The organism is Alphaproteobacteria bacterium PA2 (genome assembly GCA_002256425.1).
Taxonomy (GTDB): Bacteria; Pseudomonadota; Alphaproteobacteria; order Caulobacterales; family Caulobacteraceae; genus Phenylobacterium.
Map to the genome: position 1 here is coordinate 2,608,005 of NKIZ01000001.1, position 20,440 is coordinate 2,628,444.

The 20,440-nt window shown below is 66.2% G+C and carries 25 protein-coding genes and 2 tRNA genes; 3 read left to right on the forward strand and 24 right to left on the reverse strand.

The genetic code is table 11. The features are described 5' to 3' along the window. Positions 1-34: 34 nt before the first annotated feature. The 11 genes from CFE28_12540 to CFE28_12590 all read right to left on the reverse strand — a co-directional run bounded on the left by CFE28_12540 (position 35) and on the right by CFE28_12590 (position 9,126). Positions 35-3,313, reverse strand: a complete 3,279-nt coding sequence (locus CFE28_12540) for a carbamoyl-phosphate synthase large subunit (GenBank protein ID OYU70747.1) — start codon at positions 3,311-3,313, stop codon at positions 35-37. Positions 3,314-3,402: 89 nt separating this feature from the next. Then, a tRNA-Phe gene (locus tag CFE28_12545) sits at positions 3,403-3,478 on the reverse strand. A gap of 65 nt (positions 3,479-3,543) precedes the next feature. Then, on the reverse strand, positions 3,544-3,717 hold the full coding sequence (locus CFE28_12550; protein OYU70748.1) for a DNA gyrase inhibitor YacG: 174 nt from the start codon (positions 3,715-3,717) through the stop codon (positions 3,544-3,546). Beyond that, a complete protein-coding gene (locus CFE28_12555; protein ID OYU70749.1) occupies positions 3,714-4,754 on the reverse strand; it encodes an RNA-binding protein in 1,041 nt (346 codons plus the stop codon). The genes CFE28_12550 and CFE28_12555 overlap by 4 nt, the downstream gene beginning before the upstream one ends. Continuing rightward, complete coding sequence (gene maf / locus CFE28_12560; protein OYU70750.1) at positions 4,751-5,332, reverse strand: septum formation protein Maf; 582 nt, start codon at positions 5,330-5,332, stop codon at positions 4,751-4,753. The genes CFE28_12555 and maf overlap by 4 nt, the downstream gene beginning before the upstream one ends. A gap of 8 nt (positions 5,333-5,340) precedes the next feature. Then, positions 5,341-5,559, reverse strand: a complete 219-nt coding sequence (locus CFE28_12565; GenBank protein OYU70751.1) for a translation initiation factor IF-1 — start codon at positions 5,557-5,559, stop codon at positions 5,341-5,343. 127 nt (positions 5,560-5,686) lie between these two features. After that, complete coding sequence (locus CFE28_12570; protein OYU70752.1) at positions 5,687-6,154, reverse strand: low molecular weight phosphatase family protein; 468 nt, start codon at positions 6,152-6,154, stop codon at positions 5,687-5,689. 3 nt (positions 6,155-6,157) lie between these two features. Continuing rightward, positions 6,158-6,637, reverse strand: coding sequence for a hypothetical protein (locus CFE28_12575; protein OYU70753.1), 480 nt, complete (start codon positions 6,635-6,637; stop codon positions 6,158-6,160). Positions 6,638-6,830: 193 nt separating this feature from the next. Beyond that, positions 6,831-7,274, reverse strand: a complete 444-nt coding sequence (locus CFE28_12580) for a hypothetical protein (GenBank protein ID OYU70754.1) — start codon at positions 7,272-7,274, stop codon at positions 6,831-6,833. Between the two features lie 110 nt (positions 7,275-7,384). Further along, complete coding sequence (hisD, locus tag CFE28_12585) at positions 7,385-8,674, reverse strand: histidinol dehydrogenase (protein ID OYU70755.1); 1,290 nt, start codon at positions 8,672-8,674, stop codon at positions 7,385-7,387. Between the two features lie 32 nt (positions 8,675-8,706). Continuing rightward, on the reverse strand, positions 8,707-9,126 hold the full coding sequence (locus tag CFE28_12590; GenBank protein ID OYU70756.1) for a hypothetical protein: 420 nt from the start codon (positions 9,124-9,126) through the stop codon (positions 8,707-8,709). 247 nt (positions 9,127-9,373) lie between these two features. Here CFE28_12590 and CFE28_12595 point away from each other — a divergent pair. Continuing rightward, positions 9,374-9,448: transfer RNA gene (locus CFE28_12595), tRNA-Thr, on the forward strand. 103 nt (positions 9,449-9,551) lie between these two features. After that, positions 9,552-10,148 (forward strand): hypothetical protein, encoded by a 597-nt coding sequence (locus CFE28_12600; protein OYU70757.1) that lies wholly within the window; start codon positions 9,552-9,554, stop codon positions 10,146-10,148. Here the strand turns inward: CFE28_12600 and CFE28_12605 are convergent. The 13 genes from CFE28_12605 to CFE28_12665 form a co-directional block, all read right to left on the reverse strand. Next, a complete protein-coding gene (locus tag CFE28_12605; protein OYU70758.1) occupies positions 10,105-10,320 on the reverse strand; it encodes a hypothetical protein in 216 nt (71 codons plus the stop codon). The genes CFE28_12600 and CFE28_12605 overlap by 44 nt on opposite strands. Next, positions 10,292-10,684, reverse strand: coding sequence for a hypothetical protein (locus CFE28_12610; protein ID OYU70759.1), 393 nt, complete (start codon positions 10,682-10,684; stop codon positions 10,292-10,294). The genes CFE28_12605 and CFE28_12610 overlap by 29 nt, the downstream gene beginning before the upstream one ends. Before the next feature lie 66 nt (positions 10,685-10,750). Next, positions 10,751-10,993, reverse strand: coding sequence for a hypothetical protein (locus CFE28_12615; GenBank protein OYU70760.1), 243 nt, complete (start codon positions 10,991-10,993; stop codon positions 10,751-10,753). Continuing rightward, positions 10,990-11,331, reverse strand: a complete 342-nt coding sequence (locus tag CFE28_12620; protein OYU70761.1) for a hypothetical protein — start codon at positions 11,329-11,331, stop codon at positions 10,990-10,992. The genes CFE28_12615 and CFE28_12620 overlap by 4 nt, the downstream gene beginning before the upstream one ends. Then, positions 11,328-12,416: a hypothetical protein gene (locus CFE28_12625; protein OYU70762.1), complete on the reverse strand. Its 1,089-nt coding sequence runs from the start codon at positions 12,414-12,416 to the stop codon at positions 11,328-11,330. Before CFE28_12625 ends, CFE28_12620 begins: the two co-directional genes overlap by 4 nt. Next, entirely contained in the window at positions 12,416-12,772 is a 357-nt protein-coding gene (locus CFE28_12630) for a hypothetical protein (GenBank protein OYU70763.1), read from the reverse strand. Before CFE28_12630 ends, CFE28_12625 begins: the two co-directional genes overlap by 1 nt. Before the next feature lie 5 nt (positions 12,773-12,777). Beyond that, positions 12,778-14,286, reverse strand: coding sequence for a hypothetical protein (locus CFE28_12635; protein OYU70764.1), 1,509 nt, complete (start codon positions 14,284-14,286; stop codon positions 12,778-12,780). A 578-nt stretch (positions 14,287-14,864) separates the two neighbouring features. Next, positions 14,865-15,272, reverse strand: a complete 408-nt coding sequence (locus tag CFE28_12640) for a hypothetical protein (GenBank protein ID OYU70765.1) — start codon at positions 15,270-15,272, stop codon at positions 14,865-14,867. A gap of 22 nt (positions 15,273-15,294) precedes the next feature. Continuing rightward, the gene (locus CFE28_12645; protein OYU70766.1) at positions 15,295-15,954 is read right to left on the reverse strand and encodes a hypothetical protein; all 660 of its coding nucleotides are present in this window, start codon (positions 15,952-15,954) and stop codon (positions 15,295-15,297) included. Position 15,955: 1 nt separating this feature from the next. Next, a complete protein-coding gene (locus CFE28_12650) occupies positions 15,956-16,153 on the reverse strand; it encodes a hypothetical protein (protein ID OYU70767.1) in 198 nt (65 codons plus the stop codon). Positions 16,154-16,194: 41 nt separating this feature from the next. Continuing rightward, complete coding sequence (locus CFE28_12655) at positions 16,195-16,818, reverse strand: hypothetical protein (protein OYU70768.1); 624 nt, start codon at positions 16,816-16,818, stop codon at positions 16,195-16,197. Between the two features lie 9 nt (positions 16,819-16,827). Continuing rightward, positions 16,828-18,027 carry a hypothetical protein gene (locus tag CFE28_12660; GenBank protein OYU70769.1) on the reverse strand — a complete coding sequence of 400 codons (1,200 nt, stop codon included), beginning with the start codon at positions 18,025-18,027 and terminating at the stop codon, positions 16,828-16,830. 486 nt (positions 18,028-18,513) lie between these two features. Then, positions 18,514-19,326, reverse strand: a complete 813-nt coding sequence (locus tag CFE28_12665; protein ID OYU70770.1) for a hypothetical protein — start codon at positions 19,324-19,326, stop codon at positions 18,514-18,516. Between the two features lie 274 nt (positions 19,327-19,600). On the opposite strand from CFE28_12665, the gene CFE28_12670 reads away from it, so the two are divergent. After that, positions 19,601-20,386 (forward strand): hypothetical protein, encoded by a 786-nt coding sequence (locus CFE28_12670; protein OYU70771.1) that lies wholly within the window; start codon positions 19,601-19,603, stop codon positions 20,384-20,386. Positions 20,387-20,440: the final 54 nt, after the last annotated feature.

The window sequence follows — 20,440 nt, forward strand, 5'->3', positions numbered from 1 at the left end:
CAGGTCTGCGCGGGGCGTGGTCGGCCTGGATGGGTCACCAGACATCGACAAAGGACCGACGTGGGGCCGAGCGGTCAACCGGGCACGCCTTCAACCCGCGGGACAGCCATGCGCGGGTGTCCTTGGGATCGATAACCGCGTCTATTTCAAGCACCTCGGCAACAGAGACCGCCTTGCCAGCCTCATACATCCGGGCAAGCCGGGCGTCGAACATGGCCTGGCGCTTTTCCAGGTCCGGTTCAGCCTCCAGTTCCTTGCGATAGCCAAGCCGGACTGCGCCCTCCAGGCCCATCGGACCAAATTCCGCCGTTGGCCAGGCGACGATCATGGCGGGGGCCGAAAAATCGCCTGCCGACATGGCCTGGGCGCCCAGACCATACCCCTTTCTCAGAACGACCGTGAAGAACGGAACCCTGAGCGATGCCCCGACGACAAACATCCGGCTCCCGCGACGAACCCCGGCGCCTATTTCACTGTCAGGGCCAACCATGAAGCCAGGCGTGTCGCAGAGCGAGAGAATCGGGACGCCGAACGCATCACACATCTGCATGAAGCGGCCGGCCTTCTCGCCCCCCTCCCCGTCAATGGCGCCGCCCAGGAACCTGGGATCATTGGCGATGACGCCCATGGGCCTGCCTTCAACGCGCAGGAAGCCGGTTATCATGCCCTGACCGTAGCCGCCGCGCAGTTCGATCCAGCTGCCGTCATCCGCCAGGGTCTCGATCACGGCCTTCACGTCATAGACCCTGACCCTGTTCTCGGGGATCAGGTGGCGCAGCTTCCGCTGATCCGGACATGACCAGGTGGGGACGGCCCCCTGAAAACACGAGAGGATCTGCTTGGTCGCTGCGACCGCCTCGGCTTCATCCTCAACCAGCACGTCCAGGACGCCGTTCTTCCATTGGACCTCCGACGGACCGATCTCATCGGCAGTGAAGACGCCAAGACCGCCTCCCTCCACCATGGCGGGACCGCCCAGACCGATATTCGAGTATCGGGTCGCAATGGTGATGTCCGCACACCCGAAGAAGACGGCGTTGCCTGCGAAGCAACGACCGGAATTCACCGCTATGCGAGGCGCATTTCCCGACAAACGGGCGAAAGTCGTGAAGCTGGTCGTGTCGAGGGATGAGGCGCCCGTCGTGACATCAACATCGCCAGGACGACCGCCGCCGCCCTCGGTGAACCAGACGATCGGAGTTTTCCAGTGCTCCGCAAACTCGAGGATGCGGTCGGTCTTCTTGTGGCTGAAATGACCCTGGGTGCCTGCCAGGACCGTAAAATCATAGGCCAGACCCACGCACCGGGAAACTTCCGGCGGGAAGAGATGCCCATTCACCTCCCCTACCCCGGTGATGATCCCGTCCGCCGGCGTATTGCTCCTGAGATCCTCAAGGGATCGGCGTCGCTTCTGCGCGGCTATGGCCAGGGCGCCGTACTCGTTGAAACTGCCCGGATCAAACAGGTCGCCGAGATTCTCCCGGGCCGTCCTCTGGCCGGTCTTGCGCCGGCGGGCGACAGAATCGGGACGGGCCTCATCGAGGGTCAGCGCCTGGCGCGCAAGGACAGCCGCAAGGTCAGGGCGGATGGAATCCAGGTTGACCTCCACCCGGGCTTCGATCGCCTCAGACTGGTCACCAGGCTCGATGAAGACCAGGGCCTGTCCTTCGTCGACGACATCGCCGACGGCCGAGGCCAGCATTCGCACAACCCCTGCCTGCGCGGCAGCGACCACATGCTGCATCTTCATGGCTTCAAGCACGGCGAGGGTCTGGCCAATCCTGACCGTGTCGCCCTCAGCGACCTCAAATCCAACAACGGTCGCCCGCATTGGCGACGGGCTCGAAATCGTTCCGGATGGCCCGTTGACCACCGCGACGCTGACCCCGGCAGCCAGGTCCCGGGCTTCAGGGACCGGCGTCAATTCCAGGGCCCTCGCGGCGAGACTTGCCAGGTTGGCCTCGATGAACCCCGTGGTCGCGGTTGCAGACCTGACCTCCGCACGCTCCAGCAGGGCCTGAAGCAGACCGAGATTGGTTCCGGGGCCGGTCAAGCGGAACTCTGCTACAGCCCGCAAGGCCTTGGCTGCAGCCACGGCGAAGTCCCCCGAGGGGCTGTGCACGATCAGCTTGGCGATCAGGGAATCGAATGAAGGATTGGTGCGATAGCCGCCATATCCATACCCATCCACCCGCACCCCGGGTCCGCTTGGCGGCTCATACTGGCCGATCACTGCGCCGGCCGTGCTGGTCAGGCTTCCGTCGCCCGCCAGGGTCTCAAGATTGACCCTCAGTTCAATGGCGAAGCCCAGGGCGACGGGCGGGCCTTCCGCCAAGCCAAGATCCTTGATGGTCGCGCCCGCAGCTATGGCCAGTTGCAACTGGACGAGATCAAGTCCGGTCACGGCCTCCGTCACGGTGTGCTCGACCTGCAGCCGGGGATTGGCCTCGATGAAAAGGACCGTCTCGCCATCAGCGGCGTCCAGAAGGAACTCCATGGTGGTCAGGCCGCGCACCTTCGCTGCACGGGCCAGGTCCACGGCGGCGGTCGTCAGGCGCGCCCTGAGCTTATCGGAGAGGTTCGGCGCAGGGGCGACCTCAATGATCTTCTGGTTTCGCCTCTGGATCGAACATTCGCGGTCGTGAATTGCCACGGCTTCAATGCCGTCGCCCAGGATCTGGACCTCGATATGTCGGGCGGAACCGACAAACCGCTCGGCAAACAGCCGCCCGTCGCCAAAGGCCGCCACAGCCTCCCTGGCGCAGATTTCGTAGGCCTCTGCAGGATCATCGGCGGCTGAAACGGCCCGCATTCCCCGCCCGCCGCCCCCGGCTACCGCCTTGATCATGATGTCGGCCCCGAAGCTGGCCTTGAAGGCCCGGATATCCTCCAGGCTCGCGCCGCCGGCCGTGGCGGGCGCCAAAGGGACGCCAAGGCTGGCCGCCAGTTCACGGGCCTTCGCCTTGTCGCCGAACAGTTCCAGGGTTTCGGGATCGGGCCCGACAAAGGTCAGCCCTGCCTTGGCGCAAGCCCGGGCGAAGGCTGGGTTCTCGGCCAGGAACCCATAGCCGGGATGCACGGCGTCACACCGCGCCTCAATTGCCGCTGCGACCACCGCTTCAATGTCGAGATAGGCCCTGGGTCCCACGCCCTTCAGACCAATGGCCTCATCTGCCAGCCGCCCGTGCAGCGCCGCGCCATCATCTTCTGAAAAGATCGCGACAGCGGTTATGCCCAGCTCCTGCGCCGCCCGGCTGATGCGGATGGCGATCTCGCCGCGATTGGCGATCAGCAGGCGGGTAATGGCGGTCATGATCCTGGCTCCCCACGGGAACTCACGCCCCGTCACGGCACTGTGGCGCGAGGATCAAGGTCAGGACAAGTCGGGACGTAAGGGAAGGATGGTGCCTGGGGGCGGATTCGAACCACCGACACGCGGATTTTCAATCCGCTGCTCTACCAACTGAGCTACCCAGGCGCACCCCGCCGTAGCGGGAGGCGTGTCTATAAAAGAGGGTCGGGCCTCTGTCCAGCGACCGAAGGTCAGGATTCGTCTTCTGAGCCATCGATCTTGGTTTCGTCATCCTCATTGACCGGCAGGACATAGCTTCCCGTCAGCCATTTCTGCAGATCGAGATTGGCGCACCGGCGCGAACAGAACGGCGCATAGTCCGGCGTGGGGGCGTGACGGCACATGGGGCAGGTCACCTTCTTCATGCCGGCGCCACCTGCATGAGCGTTCGGTTCCAGCCATCCTGCGGCGAAAGGGTCACCCGACTCCCGACCTTTTCCCTCAAACTTGAAAAGAACTCCTGCGCAGCAGAGGCGACACCGGTTTCGGCCTTGGCGACAAGTCGCCCGCCGGGATCCATCCGGGCTTCAGTCTCCGCCAGCCGCACCAGCCGCAGGGCCAGGGTCTGGTCCGTCATCCGGCCAGCTTCATCCAGCAAGATGTCCCGGACGCTTCGGTCGCGGCGGGGAATCAGCAGCTCCATCGTGCCAAACCTGCCCACGGCGCCAATCGAGACGCCGGGATTGTCCGGGGCGAAGGCCAGACGGGCGGCGGCCAGCAGGGCATGGGCGTCATGCCCCCGTCCCACCAGATCAATGATGACTATGCCGCCCAGCCCCTTAAGGCGCAGAAGCCGCGCGGATTCCGCCAGGGCCGTCATATTGGCCTGCCGGCTGATGCGTTTGGCGTCCTGACCCTTGCGATCCCCCAGGTCCACATCAATGGCGACCAGGGCGCGGGTGGGCTCGATCGCCAGACTTCCACCGCCGGCGAGGGGGTGCACGGTTTCCAGAGCTTCCGCCTCGGCCAGATCGGCGATCCGCCGGGCTTCCGGTCCGGATTCAACCTCATCGCACTTGCCGAGCGTACAAAGCAGGGTCTCAAGATCCAGCGCTGGCGCCAGCAGACGGGGCCCGCCATCCTCCTCGCCGATGACCCTGACTGTCGCAAGCTTTCCCGGCCTCGGCGCGGTTCGGATCTCCACATCCAGCATCTGGCCTTCCACCGGGCGGCTGTCGGGCTTGAAGGCCATCATGGCTTCCCGCCCTTCGCCAAGGTCCAGAAAGGCCGAAGCGAAGGCCGGTTCGACCTTGCGGACACGACCGGCCAGTCTGGCGCCGACCTGCAGGCCGATGTCTTCGTCTTGGCGGCGGATCAGCAACCGCTCCGCGCGACCGTCCAGCAGGATGACCCCGCGGTCCTCGCCGATTCCACGGTCCAGATAGGCGCTTCGCTCAGTCATCCGTGGCGATATCCAAGACCTGTCAGCAGGTTGGCGGTCTCGTAGACCGGCAGACCCACCACCCCAGTGTAAGATCCCTCCAGCGCCATGATGAAGGCCCCAGCCCTGCCCTGAATTCCATATCCCCCAGCCTTGCCCAGGCCCTCACCTGACGCGACATAGGCCTCGATTTCCTGGCTGGTCAGTCGTTTCATGTGCAGGCGGGTTTCGGAAAGTCGGGCCGCGGATCTTCCGTCCGGCGCGATCACACAGACACCGGTCAGCACCTTGTGGGCGCGGCCCGACATCAGGGTCAGGCACTGACGCACCTCATCCTCTGTTTCAGCCTTGGGCAGTATCCTGCGGCCAACAGCCACCACCGTGTCTGCAGCCAGAACATAGGAGTCTGCTTGGTTTGCCGCGACAGCACTCGCCTTGGCCTTGGCCAGCCGTAGCGCCAGCAGGCGGGGCGTCTCGTCGCGTAAGGGTGTTTCGTCCAGGTCGGCGGCCGCCACCAGATCGGGCTGGACACCGATCTGCGCCAGAAGGTCCAGCCGTCGCGGGCTTGCTGAAGCCAGCACCAGTCGCGACGGGCCCATGGACGTCTTCAGCGAACGCGGAAGGTGATGCGACCCTTGGTCAGGTCATAGGGGGTCATTTCCACAAGAACCTTGTCCCCGGCCGAAACGCGAATGCGGTTCTTGCGCATCTTGCCCGCCGTATGGGCGACGATCTCGTGGTCGTTCTCCAGCTTCACGCGGAAGGTGGCGTTGGGCAGGACTTCACTGACGGTCCCGGGGAATTCCAAGAGTTCTTCTTTGGCCATAGAGGCTCCAAAACAGATCGGCAAAAAGACGTCCGCCGCAGTCCTGAATCGGAGCCGTGGCGATCAAAAGAGCGCCTCTATACCCTACAGCCCCCCGTTCGGTCGATACGGTCTTGCATTTCACCCCTCAGGGCGCGCCGAACCTCTGGGCGATGAGTGTGGCCAGGGCGTCGCGCACTTCACGATAACTCGCCAGTCGTGCTTCCCGCGAGCCATCTGCATCCGTCGGGTCATAGGTCGGCCAGTACTCAATGGTCACCGCCCTTCCCCGGGTCATTTCAACGGCCCTGTGCTGCGCCTGGGGCGTCAGGGATATGACCAGATCAAAGGCGTCGGCGTTCAGGTCATCAAAGGTCTTGGCCCGGTGTCGCGACAGGTCACACCCCACCTCGGCCATGACAGCCTCGACAAAGGGGTCAACCGGACCCAGTTCCTCGGCCCGGGCGTCCAGCTTCACCCCGCAGCTGTCCACATAGACCCGGTCGCCGAATTCCCGCTTCAGCAGGGCCTCGGCCATGGGCGAGCGCACCCGGTTGAAATTGCAGGCAAAGAGCACCGCGCCTGGCAAGGACGGCCCACCCGTCACGTCGGCCATGCCCTATCCCCGCCTGTAGAGGGCGCAGATCAGGGTGAAGAGCCGCCGGGCCGTATCCAGGTCAGTCTCGATCTTGCCCGACAGCCGGGTCCGCAGAAGCTCCGACGCCTCGTTGTGCAGGCCGCGACGGCCCATATCCAGGGCTTCGATCTGCTGTGGGGTGGAATTGCGGATCGCCTGATAATAGCTCTCGCAGATCATGAAGTAGTCTTTGATCAGGCTGCGGAACGGCGAGAGCGAGAGGATGTGACGCCGTTCGTACTCCGGACCGCGAACATCCAGCACCAGACGGTTTTCGATCAGGCCCATATGCAGATCATAAGGTCCGCCTGACGCCGCCTCGGGGAAAAAGAAGTTCTGTTCCAGCAGATCAAAGATCGCGATCTGCCGTTCCTGCTCCTGGTCGCGCGACACCGCAGCGAGGGATTCCTCGTCCAGTTCGACGGACTGCAGTCGGTGAAGGGATTTCTGGTCGTCGGCCATGGCGTTCAGACAGGGAGGTCTCAAGTCCTTTAGGCCAAACCCGCCCCTCGCGTCACCCTGTCTCTTTGCGCAAGCAGGACGACAAGGGCAAAACGCCCGGCGTGGGCCAACGCCGGGCGTTCCGTCATCAGGATCGTGGTCGACCCGACTGGCATGTGGCCATACCGGGAAGGCGACGGTCCTTCAGAACCTGTCAGTAGTCGTAGCGGACATGGTCCGGACCAAAGTACCGATAGTCCAGGGGCCGGACATTTCCGGCGAAGACATAGCCCACAGCGACGCCCCGCTGACCGACCAGGATCCAGTCGCCGCGACCGACGCGGGCCAGGGCCTGGAACCGCTCACCGGCATGGAGGCGCCCCACCCGATATGAAGCCATCGTCGGAGCGGCGCGCAGGGCCTGCGTCGAAATCGACACATAAGGTCTGGCGTGACGCTCATACCGGACGGGCGCTGGCATTCTGGACGCCCAGTGGTGATCGGTCTCGATCAGCACCCGGGCATGGGCCGGGTTACGGTCTTCGAACCGGGGGCCGGGATCAGCCGACGCCGAACCGGCGGCGACCAGGGAAATTGCGCCGGCCAGGAGAGCCATCGCGGCGCTGCGAGTGGACTTCGCGTTGAACAGGTTACGCATGTTTCGTCTCCGATGTTTCTCGACCGAAGCGAGGGAGGCTTCGATGGGAACCACCTTAGACAGGCCTCTCTGAACGGCGCCGGGGCGCCCCTGTCAGAAAGGGTTCATGTTCAGTTTTTGCCCTGGGACAGCCGGATCGCCGCCGACCGGCTGTGGGCCGGCAGACCTTCTGCATCCGCAAGGGCGACGGTGTGGGGCCCCAGAATTGCGAAGGATTGGGGGTCGCACTTCACAATCGAGGTGCGCTTGATGAAATCATAGAGCGACAGACCCGATGAGAACCGCGCGGCCCGGCTTGTGGGCAGGACGTGGTTGGACCCCGCCACATAATCGCCAATGGCTTCAGGTGTATGCCGACCCAGGAAGATGGCCCCGGCGTGCCGGACCCTGTCGGCCAGCCGCTCCGGATCATCCATGGCGAATTCCACATGCTCGGGGGCGATGGCGTTCACCAGGTCCGGGGCCTGATCCATCGGGGCGATGATGATTGCCCCATGATCGCGCCAGGAAGCGGCTGCGTCAGCCCCCGTACTCAGGGTGGTCAGCTGCCGTTCGACCGCATCGGTGACCTGGCCTGCGAAGGCTTCATCATCCGTGATGAGAATGGACTGGGCGGCCGGGTCATGTTCAGCCTGCGACAGCAGGTCAGCGGCGATCCATTCCGGGTCATTGCGGTTATCCGCGACCACGACAATTTCCGAAGGCCCCGCCAGGGCGTCAATGCCCACGGTTCCATAGACCTGCCGTTTTGCCGCGGTCACATAGGCGTTGCCCGGCCCGACAATCTTGTCCACGGGCGCAATGGGTCCGGCGCCGTAGGCCAGGGCGGCGACAGCCTGGGCCCCGCCTACCCTCCAGATTTCCGTCACTCCTGCTTCCTTCGCCGCCGCCAGAACTGCTGGCTGCAGCCGACCAGGGGGCGTCACCATGGCGATCCGGTCCACCCCGGCCGCCGAAGCAGGCACGGCATTCATCAGCACGGTCGAGGGATAGGCCGCCCGGCCGCCAGGCACATAGATGCCCACCGCTTCCAGCGGGGTCCAGCGCCAACCCATCTCCACCCCCGCCTCATCGGTAAAGGCGGCGTCGGCCGGTCGCTGGCGCTCGTGATAGGCCCGGATACGTTTCGCCGCGAAGGCTATGGCCTCGCGCACCTCAGCCGGACAGGCTGCAACCCCGGCGTCAATCTCGTCCTGCGTCACCCGCAGGGTCTCCGCCGTGAGCTCGACCTTGTCGAAATCCCGTCCAAAACGGATCAGGGCTTCGATTCCGTCCCGCCGCACCGCCGCCAGCACATCCCGTACCGACGCATCCACGTCGGCTGGGGTGTCCCGGCGCTCATTGATGAAGGCCTCAAAGGCGACGGGGAAGTCTGGATCGGTCGTTCGGAAGCGGCGCATAGCCGCTATTTAGCGATGCCGGGCTGCTTCCGCTATGGCGTCTCGTGACTGGGCTGGCGGGGAGTCGACCAGGGTTCTGAAAGGTCAGCCAGAATCGCGTCGACGCATTCCACGGTCACAGCCAGGTCTCCGTCTCCCGCGAACTGGAAGGTCAGCACTCCGCCGGGCGCCTCGCCGGGGGTGAATTCCAGGCTCAGCAGCTCAAGCACCGCGTCCTTGGCCGTCCGCCTCAGCCGCCGCGCCTTGACCCCCAGAACCCCGCCGATCTGCAGGGCCGAGCGCACTCGCTCTCCCCCTGGTCCCTCCCAGCGATAGCGGTTCATGGTCAGGGTCAGCCGCCGCGCCTTTGATTCGAACACGATGTCGCCGATCCGGCAAACGGCGTCCTGGGTCGCAGAAGCGATGACCGGCAGGTCCTCGGCGTCCTCAGCCAATAGTCGTAATAACGCCAACTCTACTCCTCAGCGGCGCCTGAGCCGCCACTTGTCTTGTCCTTGGGCGGGATCGCCGCCTTGCGCCGTCGCAGATTCGCCCGCAGGGCGGCGGCCAGTTTGGCCTGGCGGTCATCCTGCGGCGGTTTCGGCGATTTGCCCATGAAAAGCAGGGGTGCGACGGCGTCAGACGAAGGTCAAGTGACGTCTCGGCGTTTTTGCCCTTCACGGGAGCCTTTGCTTTGGCTATAGCCCGCCGCTCGGTTTCGCCGCCGTAGCTCAGTGGTAGAGCGCATCCTTGGTAAGGCTGAGGTCGGCAGTTCAATCCTGCCCGGCGGCACCATCTCTTCCGACCTTCGGGTCGGCGATCGGGGCGCATCGTTTTCGATGCGCCCTTTTTCGTGCCCGAATGCTGGCCGTTGCAGGCTGGACTTATTATTACCCGGATGATATTGGCCGCGCCCAACAGGAGCAAGCCCATGTCCGTTACAGCCTTCGCCGACCAGAAAATCATTGCCCAGGGCAACCTGGCCCAGGTGGCCGTGGCTCTGGCCGCCCGGACCCAGACCGTCCTTGTGCTGGACGATCAGACCGGCAGCCCCCTGGACCTGGACCTGCGGGGCGAGGCCGCCGAGATCGCTGCGCGCTATGCACAGTCTTCGCCAGCCCCGGAGAAGGCGGGTCGGGGTCGTCCAAAACTCGGCGTGGTCCCCCGGGAGGTCACCCTGTTGCCCCGCCATTGGGACTGGCTGAATGAACAGCCCGGCGGCGCTTCGGCGGCCCTGCGGCGTCTGGTCGAATCAGCCCGGAAGGAAAACGCTGGCCAGAACGCCCGTCGTCAGGCCCAGGACCTGGCCTATCGCGTCCTCTCCGTCCTGGCGGGCAACCTGCCGGACTATGAAGAAGCCCTCCGCGCCTTCTACGCCGACGACGATACCCGCTTCGAGGGCCTGACCACGGCCTGGCCCTTGGACATCCGGACCTATGTCCTGGCCCGGGTCAGGGCGGTCCGGACAGCAGACGCTGAAACCAGCCAGGCCTAGGGGGCCTCCCCAGGGCCTGCTGGGCGTCAAAGGTCTCAACTGCCAGCCGCCGGGCGCTGTCACAGGCGACAATCTGCGCCCCGCGCAGGACAAAGCCGCGATCGAGGTCCGCCTCGGTCGCGTCCTTCGGCAGGACAAAAAGCTCACAGGGCTGGCGGGCGGCTGGGGGCATTTCGATCTGCGGCCCGGCAACCGCCAAGCTGCGGGTCGAGCTGGCACAGGCGCTGGTCAGCCCGGCGCAGACGGTCGCGACGATCAGCCTTGAGGGGCGCATGGGCGGTCTCCGAATGTGAAAGGTCAGCATCAAGTTCGGCCGCAATGGCGGCGGCCTGTCCGGCCGTCCGGGCCTGATCAACCATGCGACGGCCTGAGGCCTGCGCCTCCTCCGCCGACTGTCGGGCGGCCCGGGCCGCGGCCTCGGCGGTCGCCAGCCGAGGGCGAAGGGCTGCGGTCCCGCCAGATCGGCCCCAGAGGTACAAGCCCAGGGCCAGGGCGAGGACAAGCAGGCCTCCATAGACAATGAAGGTCATCCGCATGACGGCCCCCTCCCTCCGGAAGTCGCCTTCACTTCCGACTCCATCTGTCTGAAACGAATCAGCAAATCAGCTCTCCCCTCCACCACGGGCCGCCCGCGCCAGTCGCGCCCAGTCAGTGACCGTCGCCCCGGCCAGATAGAGTGTGGCGACCACCACATTGGCGCCGATCAGGGCCAGCCCCAGACCGGCCAGGGCCCGTGGGTCATTCAGCCGACAGATGACAGCGCTGACCCCCAGACTGTTCAATCCGCAGGTCGCGAAACTGAAAATCCGCCTCCAGACCCACCGGGTCTCGACCTCGCGACTCATGATGGCCGCCCCTTCAGCCCCATCACCGCCAGGGCCGCGGCCAGACCTGCCGCCACCCAGGGGGCGCTGCGACTGATCCAGCCCCAGAACCAGGCGACCCCGGCCACCCGGTCCCGCTGGGACTCCAGGGCGTCAAGTCGCCCCTGGGCCTGTTTCAGTTCGCCCCGCACGGCGTCCACCAGCTTGCCGGCCTCTTGAGCCTCAAGTCGCACCAGCCGCTCGCGCACATCGTCCACCTTGGCGGCCAGACCCTCCAAGCGCCGGGTCAGGGCGGCCAGATTGTCGCCAATGTGCTGCAGGGTCAGGATCTGACTCTTCTGCAGGGCCACCAGGGTCATATCGCTTTCGACTTCAGCCATGGCGCCTGTCCAAAAAGGTTTGCCGCCTGCAGGGCGGTGCTGAGATAGTTTCCCAAGGTCCCGTCGGACTCCGTTGTCGTGGAATTGACGGTCCCCTTGCTGTCGGTCACCTGTCCGTGGAACAGGGCCGAGGGCAGGCCGGAAAACATGTCGATCTGCTGGGCCAGGGTCGCCATGGGCGCCTGCCGCCAGGATTGGTCCACCCCCCGAAGCTGGGCGCCCAGGGCTGCCTGGGACGCAATATTGGCCCGGGTGTTGGCGTCCTCATCCAGACCGAACTGGGCCTGGAACTGGGCCATCTGCGCCCTCTGGCGCTGGTCTTCCAGGGCCGCGTCGGATTGCGCCTTCTGCCAGGCCAGATCAGTCGTCGCCCTCTGTTGCTGGTCCTGGGCGTAGAGCTGGGCCTTCTGGAACTGGTCCTGTTGCGCCAGCTGGGCGTTGGCCACGGAGACCTGCTGGCGTCGGTCCGCATCCTGCCCGGCAAGGCCTGCGCTGGAGGTGAACATGTCCGACAGCAGCTTCGACAGCTGTGAACTCCGGGCCCGGGCCATCTCCCCCTCGGTCAGCGACCGGGTCAGGGCTGCACCGGATCCGGCAAATGCCCCCTCCCCCGCCAGGCTCAGATCCTGCGCCGCCCGCGTCCGCCCTGCCTGGGCGTCGAAGTCGGCCATGGCGGCGTCGGTCACCTGCCGGCGATAGGGGTTCTGATAGGCTTCCAGATTGTCCAGCAGGCTGGCCGCAGAAGCACTGGGCGCTGCGCTCTTCAGAATGCCGCCCAGCCAGGGATCAGCCTCTCCCACAGGCCGACCACCGGGGCTCAGGGGCGGCAGGGCTGTAAGTCCGCCTCCCGCCACACGTCCCAGCCCCAACCCTGCGGCGGCGCCCGCCGCCCGACTTTCCAGATCCGACAGCGGCGCCACAAACCGTGTCGGGTCTCCCTGTCCCAGGGCCGTCAGCCGGTCGCTCTGGGACTGCGCGCCCTGGCTCACCCAGTCCGCATTGGTCGGGGCCACCACCGAATGGCTGGTCTCGCTCGAGCTGGTCTTGGTCTTCTTCTTTCCCATCAAAGCCTCCTCATCAGTTCATCGCCCACGGTCACAAACCCATGGGCCGCAAGCACCCGCCGCCAGCCCTTGCGCCCGCTCAGGGTCACCCGGTTGCAGCCCTGCGCCCGCCCCCAGGCTTCGACGCCGGGCTTGAGTTTCAGAATGTCAGTCAGATCTCCGCCGGCCAGCCAGACATGCAGGCAGGCGCCGTCCGGATCTTCCACGCATTGGGTCACCATGGCGGCGGCCTCTCCCACCCAGAGCTGGGCCCGCCCCTGGGTCAGGTCAGCGACCAGACTCGCCTCGGTCCCGCACTCCGGGCGCAGGGCTGCCTGCAGCCAGGGCCTGCACCGGGCCCAGATGTCAGGGGTCATGGCCCCTAGCGACCTCCCGCCAGGGCGACCTTGAACACCGGCTTGCCGATCCGGCAGGCCGTGGGGGCCGAGCCTCCGGCGAACCGTATGCGGAAAAACCGCCCGTTCGCCCGGAAGTCCGCCCTTGCCTGTCCCGGCGCCAGGGCGAAGGGGCCGCTGACCGCTACATCACCTTGCGGCGCCAGACGACTGAACAGACTCAGCTTTACCGGTCCGGCCTGATCACCAAGATCGGGCCAGAGGCCCAGGGCCATGACGGTGAGGTCCTCGTCCAGCACCTGATCGGCCGTCTCGATGAACCAGCTGAAGGCTGCGCCGTCAGCGCTGTGACCGCGCTCGTGGTGGAAGACGCCGCCCTGCGGGTCGACCCCGACGGGATAGGCGGCCGGGCCGGCGTCAATCATGGTGGTCCTGGCCATTTCCCCCCGGCTCCAGGCTCCGTCCAGGGTGGAAAAGAGCACATAGCGGCTGTTCTCTACGCCATCCCTCTGGTCGGGATAATCCCACCTCACCTCGCCAAACAGGGACGTGGTCGAGGCGCAGATCTTGTCGCCCTGCGACGCCGCAAGGTTCTCCACCAGGTCCCGCCGCACCGAGCACGGCAGAACCTCCGCCGCCCCGCCCAGGTCATAGCGATAGAACTGCAGGTCAGGCCCCAGCCAGTAGGCGCTCTGCCCGGCTATGGCGACGGCCTGCGGGCCGATCAGGCCGCACCGCTCTCCCACCCGGTCAAACCGCCAGGGCTGGCCCACAGCCCCGACGAAGCTGCCGAGGAACAGGGCGTGATTGGTCCAGACCAGCAGGGAGGTGCCGATCACCCGCCCGGCGACGATCCGTCCGCCGCCCGGCAGTATGTATTCCCGCGCCGTCGTGGCGGGTCCCGTGGTCCATTCATTGTTCTTCCGCACCGACGAATGCCGCAGGCAAAGGGGGTTGAAGACCCCCGAGACCTCTTCATTGCAGCCCAGGGCGAAGACCTGATCTGTCGGCGCCATCAGCATCTGGGTGATCTGGCCCGGCGCTCCGGCCACAGGCGCAGCAGCGCTCGCCGGGTCGTTGGCCCAGGCATAGAGGCCGCCGCCCCGCGGACTGGCCAGCAGGACCTCACCCCAGGCCCCGAAAGACCATGTACGCGGAAAGAATTCTCCCGCCGCCGGTTCCGAGAACCGGCCTGAAGAATAGGTCCCGGTTCCGAACCCCTGCCCGCCCGCGCCGTCCACCTGGCCCGGTGCAAGACCCGCCGGCGTCACGTCAAAAAGTCCGCCGCCCCGCCACACCTGAAGGCCCGTATGGGTCCCAAATGCGAAGGTCAGGATGCCGGCCCGATCCGTCCAGCCAAAAGCGCCCCGACACACCCCGCTCAGGGTCTGACCTGTCAGCCGCTCCCAGCCGCCGATCACCTGCGGCCGCCCCCGCCAGAACCGCACATTGGACCCATCCGCCCACCGCCCGGCAGCCGCATAGGAGGTATCCTCAGCCCAAAGTCCCGGTGGCGGATCCAGTGGAATTCTCATAGCTTAGAGGCTCCCCTCAAAGACTATCAGTACGAGCCCAGCGCCGCCGCAGGGTCCTGCACCGCCGCCATCGTAAGCACCGCCTCCGGGATTTCCTCCGGACAACGTCTCGCTTCCCAATGCGCCGCCTACTCCACCTTGGAAATTTCCAAAGCTACCGGCCGCACCGCCGTTCAAACCAGAGCGGGGCTGTCCAGGAACATTCACGTCACCTCCCGAGGCAATCCCTGGAAGGCTTGCGACATTGCCCCTAGCTCCGCCGGTAGTCGTCACAAGCGTCGCATCAGGAAAGAGGACTGTCGTAGTCCCTCCATTGGCTCCGTCTGCAGCCTGACCTACACTCAAAGACAAGGCCTGCCCGGCGACGATCCACCGGACTGTCTGTGCATGGGCGGCACCGTCGCCGCCTGAGCCCCCACCTCGAGCGCCCCCCCCACCCCACTGCACAACCCGGTACCGCCCCGTTCGCGGACACACCCAGGTGCTGGTCCCTGCGCCGAAATTGGCCACATAGCCCAAGGTTTCGGGACGCTTGGCGCCGGTCAGGGACTGGCCCAGCCAGCCGCGCAGGCCGGGCATCAGTAGTCGCCCCACTCGGCCAGGACACAGACATTGGCCGCCGCACCCAACGCCGCATGGATCGTTTCACCGGCCTGCAGCAGGACCGGATTGGTCTCGGAGTATCCGAAGTCCGTCGTGGGAATGTCCGTCCCCGCCGTCATGGCGCAGGCGGGCATGAGGGCGCAGTCGAACAGGCGCTTGGTCACGCCGGCGTCGGTTGAACGGAACAGCTGGATCAGGGTGGCGCTCAACGCCGCCCTGGGTATGGCGCTGATCTTCGTCACCCTGGCGCCATTGGGCCCGGCCGTGGCCAGGAGGACTGTATTGGTCGGCGCGTCGGTCAGGACGGAATTGGCCGCCGACAGGGCGGCCGTTCCGGCCTTGGGAACCTGTGGCGTGATGATGCTGTTGGGGGTTGCAGGCATGGGGCCTCGCTTGTGTTGAGGGTCAGAGTGTCAGGGCGGCAGCCACCGCGAAGGCGCGCAGGGCGGCGCCCCGGGCGGCCTGATCGGCGGCGTAATTGGTCAGGTCGGCTGTGGTCAGGGTGGCCCAGGCCGGGCTGGTCCCATTGGTCCTGAGCACGCCGCCGGCGTTCCCCGCCTGCCCCGGCAGGGCGCCGGAAAAGCTGGCGAAGACCTGGGCGTCCACATAGGCCTTTGTGGCGGCGTCCTGCGGGCTGACGGGATCCCCGACACCGGAAAGCCGGGCGCCGCCGAACTCTGTCGCTCGCACCTTGTAGACATTGGCGCCGTCGCAGATCACCGCCGCCAGTTCACCGGGTCCAAGGCCCGCCGTTGCGCCGGCTCCAGTCGTCAGGGTCACCGGCCCGCCGGCGGCGTTCATCACCTCATAGCGCTTGCTGACCGCCGGAAGGGTCACGGTGCAGCCGCCAGCCCCGGTGAATTTCAGCAGGGCCGCCCGGGCCTCGTCATCGCCGTTCGACGCCGCCAGGGCATAGTCGCCGTTCAGGGCCAGGGTGACCCAGCCGGCTATGGCGAAGTCCAGCCGGGCGATCACGGCGTTCAGCCGCGGCGCGCCCCAGGTGTTCAGGTTCTCGCCCGCCGCCTGCATTTCCAGACGCAGGCGCGGGGTGAAGGAAGATGGCATGTCAGATTGCGCCTCCTGTGTCCGAGCGGATCCAGCGGACCCCGTCGGAATGGGCCAGAATGTTGAGATCCCTCACCAGCAACAGGCCCTGGGGCCAGGCTCCGGGGGGCGGCAGATCAGTGGCGGCGCAGGCAAACAGGGCCGTGGGCGAGGTCGGGGCGGCCAGTTGCCTCGCGGCCTCGACCAGCTCGCCCAGCAAGGCCCTCAACTCCGGCGGAACGCCAGGCCCGAGGGTCGCCGTCATGGCCGCCCCTCCCCCAGGACAGCGGGCTCAAGGCGCAGGGCCGCCAGGGTGCGGCTGCGCCCTTCCTTGATCCGGGCCTCGGTCAGGGCTGCGTCAAACCTGGCGGCGAACAGGCCCAGCATGTCGGCGTCCCTCAAATAGGGGGCCGCCTCCACCAGGGCGCCGAACAGGTAGAGGTCCGGATAGTCGGTCAGGACCCCGTTGACGGGTTGGCTGTCGGACAGGACCAGCCGGCCCAGCATGCGCAGGGTCAGGGTTTGGGCCCGGTCGAAGGGCCGGTCAAAGACCAGCCGGTCGCCGTCGATCCCCCAGAACCTCGGCGGCCCGGGAGCCTTGTCCACCTCCATATCGGCCGGATCCCGGAAGGTCACAGCGCAGCGGCCCGTGGCGGTCTCCAGCCACAGGCCGAGCGCTTCACGGAAGCCCGGTGGCAGGGAAACCGACCTCGACCCTGGCGTCGCCGCCAGGATCTGGTCGCTCTCCAGGCAACGGGCCCGCAGGGTGCGATTGAGCCGGGACTCCGCCAGGGCGATGAAGTCAGCCGTCCGCTCGGCTAGGTCGCTCCGCTCCATCCAGTCGGCCACGGCGGCCTTGAGCTGGCCATAGGTGCTCAGTCCCATGCTGGCCCCCTAGTTGTTGGCCAGTCGCACGGCCATCTGCGGCCGCACGGTCCTGAAACCGTAGAGGACATCGAGACGGCAGGGGAACTTGTCGCTGTTGATGTCGTACTGGCGGACAATCCGCATGGAGACGCCGTCGAACACCTCACGGGCGGCGAAATCCACCCCCCGGGGCATGATCATGTCGGCGGTCGCAAAGGCGAAGGCGCTCTTGTGATAGGCCATGGAGATCCCATGCTGGGTCCCTGCCGACCCGGCGATGTTGAGGGCCGCCGCCCCATTGGGCGAGGCCACGGCCACATTCTGCATGGGCCCGGCCAGGATGATGGCCGGCGCAATCGACAGGGGTCCCGCCCCGCCGGCGAAGGCCTGGGTGACCACGAACTGTTGCAGCTGGCTGGTGGTAGCCTTGGTCTCAGGATGCACCCGATAGACGCCGGCCAGGGTGAAGACTTCGCCCTTGGCCAGGGTCCCGGTTCCCACCGTCACATTCAGCACCGACACCGGATTGGCCGTGACCGGCAGGGCGGCCGGCAGGGTGTTGGCGGTATAGCCTGCCCCCGAGCCGCGGGCATGGCTGGGCCACAGGGTGTTCTCCATGAAGTCGAACCCGGCGGTCCGCCCCATATAGCCCTCGCGGTACTGGGCCGAGATGCTGTCCCGGTCATTGAACAGGCCCTTGAGCCCGTCCACCAGATCCACATTGTCCTGGGTGTTCAGATTGGCTGTCCGCCCGGCCAGGGGCGCCAGATTGTCCACCAGCATCTTGCGGCCCTGCAGCACCTTGGCGAAGGTCGCCGCCTGGCCGTGATTGTTCACCTGGTTGAAGACATCGGCATACATGGTCATGGCGTCGGACTCGATATTGGCCGCCAGCACGCCCATGGCCGGCTCCAGGATCCGGTCGCTGAAGTCATCCAGGGTCATGGTCAGGTCCACCGAGGTGAAGTTCAGATCCACCCCCTTCTGGGTCGCCACCTTCAGGTCGACGCTGGTCTCGGTGGTGTCCTGGGCCGCCAGGGTGGGGCCAGAGCGCACCACATACTGGTTGGGCAGCCGCACCTTCAGGGTGTCGCCGATCTTGGCCCCCTGTTTGGCGAAGCTCTCGTCATAGTCCCGGGTGATCGAGCCGACGAAGTTCAGCTTCTGATGCAGAACCCGCAGGGCCTCACGGGTCACCGTGGTCGCCGACAGCAAACTGTTGGGCATAAGTCCTCCTCTCGCCCGCCCACCACGGGCGGTCGCTAAAATTTTGAAATTGATCGATAAAGACGGTCACCCCGGCGAAGGCCGGAGAAGGGTCACCCGCCTCAGCCAGCAAGGACGAGTTCACTACAAAGGTCACAAAGACCGGTTCAATCCCGGCTTCGTGTCCCTTCGCGCCCTTCGTGGTGAAAACTTACGGCCCCGAACCAACCCCAACCCCCGGTCACCCCGGCGAAGGCCGGGGTCCAGTTCAAAGGGCCGCAGCGCCGCTCCAGACGCCCAAGGCGCAGGCTCTCCTCAAACTCAGAGCCCTGTGAACTGGATGCCGGACTCCGCCGGCATGACCGGGGAAGGGTCACCCGCCTCAGCCAGCAAGGACGAGTTCACCAAAAAAGGTCACAAAGACCGGTTCAATCCCTGCTTCGTGTCCCTTCGCGCCCTTCGTGGTGAAGACATACGGCCTCCGCCGCCATGACCGGTGATCTGAGACTACCGCCGCCGGGTCTGGGCGTTGCGGCGGCTGATCCAGTCACGGACCGGCATGTCGTCGGCAACGCCTCCCGGCCCCGCCGAGCCCCCGGACACCCGCACCGCAGGTCGCACAGCCGCCAGCTTCTCCGCCTGGGAGGCCTTGTCCCGGGCCGCCCTGGCCTCGTCTCCGGCATGGGCACGGTGCAGGATCCGCCACAGCCGCGGGTCGGCGATCTCGCGCAGTTCATCCACGGTCACGCCGAAGGCCCTGGCATATTCCACCAGCTTCGCCGCCACCTGTGGCGACCAGCCGTCAATGGTCCGGCTCAGCTCCTGACCGGTCTTCAACCATTCGGCCGCCGCCTGGCGGTCGGCCTCGATCTGCGCCTGCTGATCGGCATGGGTCAGGGCCTCGGCATAGTGGTCGCGCAATTGCCGCGCCTGTTGATACTGACCCCACAGGGCCCGCGCCTGCTCGGGGTTAGCGGCCCCGAGACCTGGCCAGTCCACCCCCTCGAATCCGGCGATCTGCTGGTCCAGCAGATGCAGCTGGGCCCGGTCGGCCAGGCTCGCCCCTACCCGCTCGGCATGGGCCTCCAGCTCGGCCCTGTGGCGGGCCAGCTCGGCCGCGCCCGCCGCGTGACCGGCGCCAGCCTCGACCAGGTCCCGGAGGGCGGAAGGGACGCGATAGACCTGCCCCTGATGCTCGACCTCATAGTCATCATCGGCGTCAACCTCAGGATCGACGCCTTCCATCTCCGCCAGGGGCGGCGTGTCGGCGTCCAGGGACAGGTCATCGCTCACGGCCCCTTCGGGCGTGTCCTTGCGCATTCTCGAAACCTCGGATTTTCAGTGAAGGAAGGTTCAGCCGCCGTCTGAAACGACCGGCCAAAATGGCACAGCTGGGGGTCCAGGCGCCGCGGATCCCCGTCGGGCGCACCTCGTCAACTTGAAGAGATCGTAGCCCTAACGAGTCCATATGTCAAGAACAAAACAGGAACAATTTCCCGCGCCAGGCGAAGGTCTCACCCCCTGAGGGTTTCCGCCCCGCTGGCGCCCGTCTTGCTCACAGACCCGGTTAACACTCACGAACAAGACGAGTCCCATGACCAACGCCGTCGTCGCCGCCAATCTGGACGTCTATGTCCGCCCCAAGATCGCCCAGTGGTACGCCACCCAGTCCGAACTGCTGAAGGCCGAGGTCACCGCCTTCGACATCGCCCGTCCGATCTGGGAAAACGGCCGGGTCCTCGACATGGGCGTCGGCGGCGGTCGCACCACCGAAAGCTTCGCCAGGGCCGCCGCCTATGTCGGCGCTGACTACAGCCAGGCCATGGTCGACGCGGCGAAGGAACGCTATCCGACCCATGAATTCCGTCAGGTCGACGCCCGCGACCTCAGCGCCTTCGCCGACGAGAGCTTTGACTTCGTCCTGTTCTCCTACAACGGCCTGGACTGTGTCGGCCACGCCGACCGCCTCCAGGTCCTGGCCGAGGTCCATCGCGTCGTCCGCCCCGGCGGCATCTTCATGTTCAGCTCGCACAATATGGACTGGGTCCATCGCCGCCGCATTCTGGGCGACATCTTCCGCATCGAGCGCGCCAGCTCACCGGTCGCCATGCTGAAGAACCTGCTCAAGCCCGCCCTGCGCATCCGCAACTATGTCCGCGCCCAGGCCTGGGCCGAGACCACGGCGGACTATCTGCTCCACCCCGATCCGGGCGACCAGTTCGCCGCCCCCCACTACAACACCTCCATCGGCGTGGTCCGCCGCCAGCTGGCCGACGCCCAGTTCAACCTGACCCATGCCATCAATGACTCCGGCGTGCCGGTCAGCGGCGATCACGAGACCGCCTCCTCGACCCTCTACTACCTGGCCACCCGGGTCTGAGGTCACGGTTCGGCAAGCCGGAAATCCCGGCTTGCACCGCGGCCCTGCCGCTCT